This window comes from Niveispirillum sp. (assembly GCF_052437035.1).
Classification (GTDB): domain Bacteria; phylum Pseudomonadota; class Alphaproteobacteria; order Azospirillales; family Azospirillaceae; genus Niveispirillum.
The window spans coordinates 176,805-187,329 of sequence record NZ_JBQVOH010000006.1 but is presented as its reverse complement, the minus strand read 5'-3'; the positions used below and the strand labels follow the sequence as shown (position 1 = coordinate 187,329).

Sequence of the window (10,525 nt, the reverse complement as noted above, 5' to 3'; positions counted from 1 at the left end):
TCCATGGTTCGTTCTGCCCCGCTTCTGGCGCTTGCCCTGCTGCTGGCCGGTCCTGTCCAGGCGGCACCCCTGGTGGTGGTGGAGGCCAAGGGCAGCGATCTGGCGCCCGGCGCCACCATCGACGATAAGGCGCCCCTGACCCTGGCCGATGGCGCGCGCGTGGTCCTGATCGGGGAAGATGGGGCGCAGGTGACATTGCGCGGGCCGTTCAAGGGCACGCCGGCCAGTGCCGGACAGGGAGCGACGCAGCAACTGGCGGGCCTGCTGTCGGCACGCGGGGCTGATACGACCAGCCTGGGTGCCGTGCGTGATGCGGGTGCGCCGGGACCTTTGCCCGAGGCCTGGGTGGTGGACCCGGCGGTATCGGGTGCGGCATGCGTGAAGCCGGGACAGGAGGTGGTGTTGTGGCGGGCTGATGTGGCCAAACCTGCCAGCCTGACCCTGATGCCCGCCGACCGCGCCTGGACCGCCAATGCCGAATGGCCGGCGGGGGAGGGGCGGCTGGCCCTGCCGGAACTGCCCATCGCCGATGGCGGGACCTTGCTGTTTGAGCTGAACGGGGCGGCGTCGGCGGTGACGTTCCATATGCTGCCGGCCAGCGTGACGGCGCCGAAGATGGCGGCGGGGTGGATGGCGGCCAAACAATGCGACCGGCAGGCGCGAGCCTTGCTGGCGGGGGGATGAGGGTGGCAGAGCGATTTGCCCTCACCCTCCCAAGCCTTGACAGGCTTGGGCCCCTCCCTCTCCCACGTTCGTGGGCGAGGGGCTTGAATTTCGCCCCTCGCCCGCTTGCGGGAGAGGGAGGGGCCCGCCCGCGTCAGCGGGTGGGAGGGTGAGGGAGCGCCCCATGCCGATCCGTCGCCTTCTGACCTTTGCTGCGATCCTGCTGTTGGCGGGGCTGGCGCCGGTGCTGCTGGTGCGGGCCGCACCGTTTTTGCAGGGGATCGAGAATTGGGTGGCGGATTACCGGGTGGCGACCATGACGCCGGCCCAGTCGCAGCAGCCCGACATCGTTATCGTCGCCATCAATGAAGATACGCTGGCGCGGTTCCCCTATCGCTCCCCCGTTGACCGGGCGTTCCTTGCCACGCTGCTGCGCACGCTGGAGGCCAAGGGGGCGAGGGCGGTGCTGCTGGATGTGCTGCTGGATCAGCCGACGGAGCCGGAGAAGGATCAGGCGCTGGCCGATGCCATCCGCGCCCTGAAAATCCCCCTGGTGGTCAGCCATGGCGGAGCGGAAGAGGGGCTGACCGAGGGGCAGGTGGTGTATCTCAACGAGTTCGTGCCGGCGGAACGGCGCGGCTGGGCCAATTTGGTGAAGGATAATCTGGACGGCACGGTGCGATGGATATTCCCCGGCAAGAACGGGGCGGATGGGCAATGGCAGGCGGGCGTGGTGCCGGCCCTGGGCGCACATCTGGGCCTGAACCCGCCGCGCGATTTGACGCCCATCGCCTGGCGCGGGCGACCGGATGCGCAGACGGCGGCCTTCCGGCAGTTCCCGGCCCATGCCGTGGCAGTGCTGCCGCCCGCCTGGTTCAAGGACAAGATCATGCTGGTGGGGGCCGACCTGTCGGATCGCGACCGGCATATCACGCCGTTCCGCACGGCCTTTGCCGGCAATGCCGGGGTGCTGCCGGGGATCACCATCCATGCCCATGCCCTGTCGCAATTACTGGAGGGTAGGGTGGCACCGGCGCAGGGATTGGGACTGGCGGTTGCTGTAGGGCTGATTGCGGCGGGGCTGGGTCTGGTGCTGGGATTGGTGGAGATATCGCTGTGGCTGCGGGCGCTCTTGGGCCTGGGTTTGGTGGTGGCCATCTGGATGGCGGCGGGGCCGGCCTTTGCCAGGGGCAATATCCTGCTGCCGCAGATCGGGCCGTCGCTGTCGGTGATGCTGGGCCTGTGGTTGACCGATATCTGGCGCGGGCGGCGGGACCGGGACCAAAAGCGGTTCGTGCAAGCGGCCTTTGCCAAATATCTGTCACCGGCGCTGCTGGACGATATCCTGAAGGACCCGTCCAAGCTGTCCATCGATCCCAAGCGGCGCGACATGTCCTATGTCTTCACCGATGTGGCGGGGTTCACCACCATATCGGAGGGGATGGACGCCACCACGCTGGCCGATGTCATGAACCGCTATCTGGACGGGATGGTTAAGGTGGTGTTCGCCCATGGCGGCACCGTGGACAAGTTCATCGGCGATGCCGTCTTCGCCCTGTTCGGGGCGCCGCGCGACATGGCGGATCATGCGGCGCGGGCAGCGGCCTGCGCCCTGGAACTGGACCGGTTCGCGCAAGGTTTTCTGGCCGCGGAGACGGCGGCTGGCCGTCCGTTCGGCATGACGCGCATCGGCGTGCATTCCGGTCCGGCCAGCGTGGGCAATTTCGGGTCGGATGCGCGGTTTGAGTATACGGCCCTGGGCGATGCCGTGAATACGGCGGCGCGGCTGGAAGGGCTGAACAAATATTTCGGCACGCGGGTGGCGATGAGCGGGGCGACCGCGGAACGCTGCCCCGACATTCCGCGCCGTGCCATCGGGCGCGTCGTCCTGAAAGGCAAGACCGAACCCATCGCGGTATTCCAGCCCCTGACGGGGGAAGAGGCGACGGGCGGGTTCATGCAGCGTTACGCCCAGGCCTATGCCGCCATGGCGGCGGGGCAGACCGAGGCGATGGCCCTGTTCCAGGCGCTGGCGGCGGAACGGCCCGAGGATGGGCCCGTGGCCCTGCATCTGGAGCGGCTGGGCAAGGGCGGTAGCGACGATCTGGTCGTCATGTCGGATAAGTAATCCGCTTGCCAAGGGGGCGCTGCGGGACCGATAACACGCCATCGCATTCAGGAGGGGCTGGTCATGGCCGAGGGCATTCTTAACCGCAAGTTCGTGCCGGCCGGCAAGCAGCTGTTCCTGACGGGCGAGCGCGGCGAGCATATGTATCTGGTGCAGTCGGGCCGCATCCGTATCTGGCGCGGGGAGCCGGAGCATCCGGTCGTGCTGGCCGAGGTGGGGCCGAACTGCCTGTTCGGGGAAATGGCCCTGATCGATGAGGGCACGCGGTCGGCCTGTGCCCATGCGGTTGAGGATACGACCCTGATCGTGATTTCCGGCGAAAAGGTGCGCCAGCGCCTGACCGAGGCCGATCCGTTCGTGGCCAGCATCGTGCGCATCCTGGCCCGCAACCTGCGCGCCGCCAATGACCAGCTGGAAGGGCTGATGGGCCAGGTTTTGGCCGTCAGCGCCATCAAGGCCCGTGAGATTGCCCCCAACAGCGATACGCAGACGCTGGCGGATGAGGGGTGACGGTGGCGTTGTTCCCTCACCCTCCCACCCGCTGACGCGGGAGGGCGCCAAGCCTGTCAAGGCTTGGGAGGGTGAGGGTGCAAGGTGAGAAGAATCAACAGCGTTTGGATCAGCCCCGCCGCCGCGTCGAGCCGCGCACGACCAGTTTCGCCGGGATGATGGTGCGATCCAGCAATTGGTCGTTCATCAGGCGCAGCAGGTTTTCCACCAGCAATTCGCCCGCCGCCACCGTGTCCTGACGCACCGTCGTCAAGGGCGGGTTGGTGTAGCTGGCGGCCTGGATATCGTCAAAGCCGATCACCGAGACATCGCCCGGCACCGACAGGCCCCGGTCGCGCAGGGCGTGCAGGGCGCCGATGGCCACCAGATCGCAGGCGGCGACGACGGCATCGAAGGGCTGGCCGCTGTCCAGCAGGCGCATGGCGGCGGCGTGGCCCGCCTCTTCGGAGGTCTGGCTGTCCAGACGCAGGGCGGGGTCGGCGGACAGGCCGGCAGCGGCCAATGCCTTCAGATAGCCCTGGTGCCGGTCACGGTATTCGGGGCAGTTTTCCGAGATATCGCCCAGGAACGCGATGCGGCGATGGCCCATGGCGATCAGGTGGCTGACGGCGTCGGCCATGCCCTGCACATTGTCCGACCCGATGAAATGGCCCGGCTGTCCGGGCAGGACAGGCCCCCAGGTGATGTACTGAATGCCCGCTTCATCCAGGGACGATATCTTGTCCAGGTAGGAGGTGTAGTCGCCATATCCCAGAAAGATGATGCCGTCCGCCCGCTTGGACGCCGCGTAATCAGCGTGCCAGTCGTTGGAGGATTGCTGAAACGAGATCAGCAGATCATAGCCGCGCTTGGCACAGGCGCGGGTCACACTGCCCAGGATGGACAGGAAGAAGGGGTTGATCAGCGATTCAGAGGTTCCCGGATCCTCATACAGCAGCAGGGCCAGCGTGTTGGTACGCTGGGACCGCAGGTTGCGGGCATTCACATCGACCTTGTAGTTCAGCGCGCGGGCGGCCTGTTCGACCTTGAGGCGCGTATCCTCACTGACCATACTGTCCCGGCGCAGGGCGCGCGAGACCGTGGATTGTGATACGCCCGCCAGTTCGGCGATATCAAATGACGTCGGCCTTTTCGCCCGCATCGTTATCCCGGCTTCTGCCTGGTTGCTCCCTGGTTGCACCATATAGAGGGGGTATGCCGTCTGGCAATCGGGCGAATGGGTAGGATGGGTGCTTCCCGGCACCAGTGTTGCCCTTTCGCCGTTATCTGTTCCCTCAAAAGCCGGGCGGGCACGTCCGCGCCCTGTCAGCCCAGATAGTCCCAGTCGATGCCGGCCAGCCGCCCTTCGGCCTGACCATAGGCCAGGAAATGCTTCACGGCATTCACGCCCGCCGCCGCGACATCGGGATTGAGGCGCAGATATTCCTGGGTGTTGAAATAGGCGCTGGCCTGCCGCCCCTCATTCAGACCATAGGTCAGGTAATGGTCCAGCGCCTGGATGGCGCCCGCCCGCACCGCCCCGGCCACGTCCGGATTCTTTTTCAGATAATAGGCGGTGTCGAAATAGAGCGAGGCGGCGCGGCCTTCCGCCTGACCATATTTCAGGAAATGGGCATAGCCGCTTTCCAATGCGCCATTGCGCACGGCGGCGGCAATGTCGGGATAGCGGTCCAGATAGAAGCCTTCGTTGAACAGGGTAAAGCCGGTGGCGCCGGAGCGCCCCTCAATCCGGCCATAGGCGTCGTAATGCGACTGGCCCGACACGAAAAGCCCCGCCCGCACGGCCGCGGCCACATCGGGGTTGGCAGCCAGATATCCCGCCTCATTGAACAGCGACCCGCCGGCGCCACCCAGGAACAGGGCACCACGGTTGAAGACGGCGATTTCCACACCGGTCAGGAAGTCCTGGCCATCCGGCCCCGACAGCAGAAAGCCGTCGCCATCCCGCGTCAGGGTGAAGGCTGACCGGTCGCCCGCGAACCGGGCGATATCGATGCCGCCGCCGCCGTTCAGCCGGTCATCACCAGCCCCGCCGACCAGAATGTCAAAGCCCGACCCGCCGGTCAGTGTGTCGGCCCCGCGCCCGCCATGGAGATAGCTATCCAGACTGCTGGCCTTTAGGCTGTCGTTCGCGTCACCGCCATAGGCGCGTTCGATCTCGCCCGCCCGGAACAGCGCCTTGCTGGTGGCATCCAGGCTGGCCTGCCCTGCCCCCAGATCGATCTGCACGGCGCGCGTCAGGGCGGCTCCGTTCAGCGTGTCCGCACCACCTTGCCGGTCATTCAGACGGATCTCGCCGCTTAATCGGTCATTGATCAGGAACAGATCGTCATTGCCCCGATCCTCCCCAAACACGCGCAGGGTCCAGGATTTCACCTCACCGACATTGCCATTTTGGCCGCCCGTGACCTTCAGGGTCCAGTCCCCCTGCGCCTGTTGCCCCATCAGGGCGGCGCTGGAGAAGGTGAAGCGGATATCCTGCTGCGAGGAACCATGAGTAGATATCAGCCCCGATCCGGGACGTTCCAGAAGTCGCGCGGTCGCGCCGGTCGGGCTGATCAACTGGATCGTCAGATCGCCGATCCAGGTATGGTTGATGGCCACCTCCACTTCGACATGTTCGATGGCCAGATTGGCGGCGAGCGTCACCGACGAGGTGGTGAAGCGGTCGGTCAGGATCGGCAGGCCGATATCGGGCCGATAGCTGGCGGTCAGGTTTTGTTCGTTGCCCAGTGTGCGCTGACCTTGCCAAGTTTCCGCAAGACGCACGGCGGTACGGGCGTCAACGATGCCAAAGCCCTTCTGAGTGTCGTGCCATAGCTCCGTGCCGTTCCAGCCGAGGGCGCCCGGTTTCGCGGGTTCGGACGATCGGTTGCCGCCGCTGGCGGCCAGGATCATCTGAACGTCGCGGTAGCCAAGCTTTGGATTGGCCTCCAGCATCAGTGCAACGACGCCGGAAATACCAGGGGCGGCGAAGCTGGTGCCGGACTTGGTCGTGCTGTCGCCCGTCTCATACCCCACGCTGCCGGCTCGGTCGCTGGTCAGGATATCGACGCCGGGGGCCGCCACCAGCACCGACGTGCCCGGTGTGGAGAAGTCGGCGACATTTCCCTGATTGTTCGTAGCGGCGACGGCGATGGTAAAGCGGCTGTTCTGGAAGTTATGCAGATTGCCGTTATCGCCGAATTCCCCACTATTACCGGCGGACTGCACCACCACGGTGCCCAGCCCGTCGCGGCCTTCGGCCACCAGCCGGCGCAGGGCTGCAGCACTGGCCGTCATGGTCGTGCCGAAATCATCCATGAAGGCGCTGTTGGGTGAGTGTTGGAAGGCGTTGCCCAGGCCCCAGCTGTTATTCAGCACATCCACCTTGCCCAGGGCATGGGCGAAGGCACGGGCTACGGTCTGGTCCAAGGTGGCGGGTGTGCCACCCAGCCGGCTGTAGATTGAAACAAGGTCGGCGTTATAGGCGACGCCGATGCCGCCAATATCGTTGCGTTCCGCAGCGATGACGCCGGCCACGGCAGTGCCATGATTATCCTGCGCCCGCACCGGAACCCCGCCGGGCAGGCCGGTGTCGGCATTGATCGACAGGTCGATGCGTTGATTATCGTCCAGATCGGGATGGGTGCGGTCGACCCCCTGATCCAGGACGCCCACCCGGACGCCCCGGCCCGTATAATCGGCCCAGACCGGGGTGACATTCAGGCCCTTATCCCCCAAATGCCATTGCTGTGTGAATAGCGGGTCGGTGGGAAGGCTGGTGCTGGCCGTCGCCTTGCTGCCGGAAGCGGTGGGGGACAAGCCCAGGGTGGACAGGGTGTAGCCGCCCGTGGCGGCCGTATCGGCACCCGCCGCCGACAGGTAGAAGCGCCCGCTGGTGGTGGGGGTGAAGGCGATGTGGGATTGGCCGGGGCCGGCGCTGCCCGTCAGCACCGCGGCGCCATTGCCATCCAGCAGGGACAGGGCCGGATTATCCAGCCGCTGGCTGCCATCCCGGCGTGTCAGCAGGTCGAAGGCATAGGAACGCCCGGCCAGCAGATCGATGGCGAACCAATCCTGATCGCCCGCCTGATCAATGATGCCCCGCACCGATCCATTGACCGACAGCGCGCCTGCGCCCGATATCGAGGCCGCAAAATCATCGGCCAGGGCCAGATCGGCGGTGACCTGATAGAAGCCGATATCCATGATCCAGGTGGATTGGGCCACCAGATAATAGGTGCCGGTGCTTTGCGGTGTGAAGATCAGGTGGGCATTGCCGTCATCGCCACCGTCATCATCATAGGCAATCTCCCGCCCGCCGGTATCGACCAGCCGCAGCAGCGGATCGGAGACGGGGATTTTGGGTTGTGTGTTCTCATCCGCGTTCATGCGGAAGCTGTAGCGGGTGCCGCCTGTCAGTTGTACCGCGAACCAGTCCTCATCCCCGCGCCGTTCCAGGATGGAGCTGAAATTCTGGCCGATGGTAAGGCTGCGGGCGCTGGCCGCGCTGTCACCGACACTGTCGGCGGGGGCCTGCACGTCCATGACGCTGACCCGGTACTGGCCCGTGAATGTACCGCCGCCCTGGATCTTCAGATAAAGGGGCTGACTGGTGACGGCGCGGTAGACAAGGACATTGTCGCCATCCTGCGCCACTGTCCGCGCCACGACGGCGCCATCAAAACTGATCAGTTCGGCGACAGGGGCGGTTCCCGCAATGCCGCCCGACAGGGCGATGCGGTAATGCGTGCCGTTCAGTCCCGGCAGCTGCATCACGTCGATATCATCGGCCCGGTCGATGATGCCGAAGACACCCTTGCCGATGGAAGGGGCGGTGGCGAAAGTATCTCCATAGTCATCAGCGGTTGGACGCAGCAGCCGCCTTCCGTCCACATCGCGCAGGTCCAGCCACTGTTCCCGTGTCACCCCAGCAAGGGTGAAACGCAGTTGATCGGGTGTGAAGGGATAGAGGGTGACCACACTGTTGCCGGCGCTGTCGGTCGACAGTCCGACATTCTGGCTGTCATAGGTGATGCCCAGATCCAGCCTGTCCTGGGCCGGATTGAAATCAAGGATCAGATCCTGGCCTTCACCGGCGCGCAGCCTGAAAATATCGGCCCCGGCACCACCGCGCAGCGTATCATTGCCGAGACCGCCATTGATCGTATCGTCGCCGTCACCGCCGGTGAGAATGTCGTCCGCCGGTGTCCCATTGATTTGCATATCCGCGCCCCATATCGCCCCTGACGATATTTATGGCGGTAGGATTGTCGCACGGTCAAGTGAGGCCGTAATGAAATTACACCTTATAGGTAATAACCTGTCGGGATTGATATAAGCACGATCGTTCGTTATAATTCGCCCTTCAAACCCCGGATGGTGGAAATGAGCAATCCCGTGAGCGCCCCGCAGACCGAGCAGCCCGTCACCCTTTCCACCGCCGATGGCTGGACATTGGCGGGCCGCCTGTTCCTGCCGGACGGGGAGCCACTTCTGGCCATCGTGCTGCATGGGGCGACGGGGGTGCCGCGCGATTATTATGCGAAGTTCGCGGCCTGGCTGGCCGGCGCGCGGCAGGCGGCGGTGCTGATCTATGATTACCGGGATTGCGGGCAGTCGGCGCGGGGGCCGGTGTGGGCGGCACGGTCGGACATGGGCGACTGGGCCGTCAGCGATCAGGCGGCGGCCCTGGACTGGCTGGCGGCGCGATATGAGGGGCTGCCGCTGGAAGTGGTGGGGCATTCGCTGGGCGGTATGGGGCTGCCCTTTCATGAAAAGGCCGACCGGGTCCGGCGTCTGACGACGGTGGCCACCGGCCCCTCACACTGGACCCGGCATCCCCTGAATTACATCGGCAAGGCGGCAGCCTTCTGGTTCGTGCTGGGGCCGGTGGCGACGCTGCTGCTGGGCTATCTGCCGGGCCGCATCCTGGGGCAGGGGGAGGATTTGCCGGCGCGCGCCTTCTGGCAATGGCGGCGCTGGTGCACCACGCGGGGCTTCTATCGCCGCGATTGGGGCCGCGCCCTGCCGCAGCCGGACCTGACCCGCATGAGGGGGGAGGTGCGCCTGATCGCCGTGGCCGACGACCCCATGATCCCGCCGCCGGTCGTGCGCGACCATGCCGCCTTCTTCCCGGCGGCAACAGTCAGCCATCATGTGGTGAAGCCGCAGGAGCTTGGCGTCAAGGCCATCGGCCATCTACGCCTGTTCTCCGAACGCTGCAAAGCGGCGTGGCCGTTGGTGGCGGGGGTGTGATTACACCAGAATCGGTGCGCCATCGGCCAAGGCGGCCAGACCGTCGGCGGTGACGCGCAGGTGGCGGAGCGTGCCGGGTGGGCCGTTCAGGCTGGCAGCAGCCAGAACATGGCCGTCCACATCCCATTGCGCGAGGCGCCAGTCGCCGGCGCGCAGCCATTCCTCTTCCGTCGTCAGGACAGGGGCGGTGTCGGCCTTGGGCGGGGTGACGGTGAAGGCGGTCAGTTCCTGCGACAGGCCCCGGCCCGTGGCCTTGATCACCGCTTCCTTCAGGTTCCAGATGCGCATGAAGCGGGTGCGCTTGGCATCCTCATCCCCCTCGGCGGCGATCTGTGCCACTTCATGGGGCGAGAACCAGCGGTCGGCGATATCCAGTTCGACGGTGCGGTTGGGCACCAGCGGTTCGATATCCACGCCCACCTCCCCCTGTGCCGCGACGGCCACGGCCACCATGGAGCGGGTGTGCGACAGGTTGAAGGAGGCGCCACCGCGCACCAGCACCGGCTTGCCATAGGGGCCAGCATTGAAGGCCAGTGAACCGGCGGCGCGGCCCGTCCAGGCACCCAGGAACAGGCGGGTCAGGCCGTGCGCCGCGATATAGGCGTTGCGGTCGGCATCGAACTGGAAACGGGCCGCGCGGTCGCGTTCGGCCCGGTCCAGCGTGTGCGACAAAGGCGCCAGATCCCGCGTGCCCAGGCCATCGATGGCCAAGGTCACAACGATCACGTCATGTCGCCAGTCGCCACGCATGGCAAACCCGTCCCGCATACGATGCCCCCGTTTCCAGAAAGCGCGGATGATAGGCGGTTCATGCCGCTTTGGTAAGGACAGAAGCCCCGACGCAACGGGAAGGCCGCCCCGCGATTCCCGAAGGGCGGGGAGACTTGCCGTCGCTGAGAATAATGATCTTTCCCCATTCCCTGTTACCGAAGCGTTACAATATTCCCGCACTTTGAACCCTGTTTGTGCTTTGCGGGATTTCGG

General features: G+C 65.6%; 7 protein-coding genes. 4 read left to right on the top strand and 3 right to left on the bottom strand.

Annotated features, from left to right (window positions below; genetic code table 11):
• The first annotated feature begins 3 nt into the window (after positions 1-3).
• From ACT6Q8_RS16350 to ACT6Q8_RS16340, 3 genes are all read left to right on the top strand, one after another.
• Entirely contained in the window at positions 4-684 is a 681-nt protein-coding gene (locus ACT6Q8_RS16350; protein WP_054169886.1) for a hypothetical protein, read from the top strand.
• Positions 685-847: 163 nt separating this feature from the next.
• On the top strand, positions 848-2,791 hold the full coding sequence (locus ACT6Q8_RS16345) for a CHASE2 domain-containing protein (protein ID WP_444733023.1): 1,944 nt from the start codon (positions 848-850) through the stop codon (positions 2,789-2,791).
• 63 nt (positions 2,792-2,854) lie between these two features.
• Entirely contained in the window at positions 2,855-3,301 is a 447-nt protein-coding gene (locus ACT6Q8_RS16340) for a Crp/Fnr family transcriptional regulator (protein WP_054169963.1), read from the top strand.
• A gap of 109 nt (positions 3,302-3,410) precedes the next feature.
• Here the strand turns inward: ACT6Q8_RS16340 and ACT6Q8_RS16335 are convergent, their stop codons facing one another.
• Both ACT6Q8_RS16335 and ACT6Q8_RS16330 read right to left on the bottom strand, forming a co-directional pair.
• Positions 3,411-4,442 (bottom strand): LacI family DNA-binding transcriptional regulator, encoded by a 1,032-nt coding sequence (locus tag ACT6Q8_RS16335; protein ID WP_444733022.1) that lies wholly within the window; start codon positions 4,440-4,442, stop codon positions 3,411-3,413.
• 164 nt (positions 4,443-4,606) lie between these two features.
• A complete protein-coding gene (locus ACT6Q8_RS16330) occupies positions 4,607-8,509 on the bottom strand; it encodes a S8 family serine peptidase (RefSeq protein ID WP_444733021.1) in 3,903 nt (1,300 codons plus the stop codon).
• Positions 8,510-8,671: 162 nt separating this feature from the next.
• Between ACT6Q8_RS16330 and ACT6Q8_RS16325 the strand changes: the two genes are divergently transcribed.
• Positions 8,672-9,541 (top strand): alpha/beta hydrolase family protein, encoded by an 870-nt coding sequence (locus ACT6Q8_RS16325; protein ID WP_444733020.1) that lies wholly within the window; start codon positions 8,672-8,674, stop codon positions 9,539-9,541.
• On the opposite strand, the gene ACT6Q8_RS16320 is transcribed toward ACT6Q8_RS16325, so the two are convergent.
• Complete coding sequence (locus tag ACT6Q8_RS16320) at positions 9,542-10,309, bottom strand: 4'-phosphopantetheinyl transferase family protein (RefSeq protein WP_444733019.1); 768 nt, start codon at positions 10,307-10,309, stop codon at positions 9,542-9,544.
• Between the last annotated feature and the right edge of the window lie 216 nt (positions 10,310-10,525).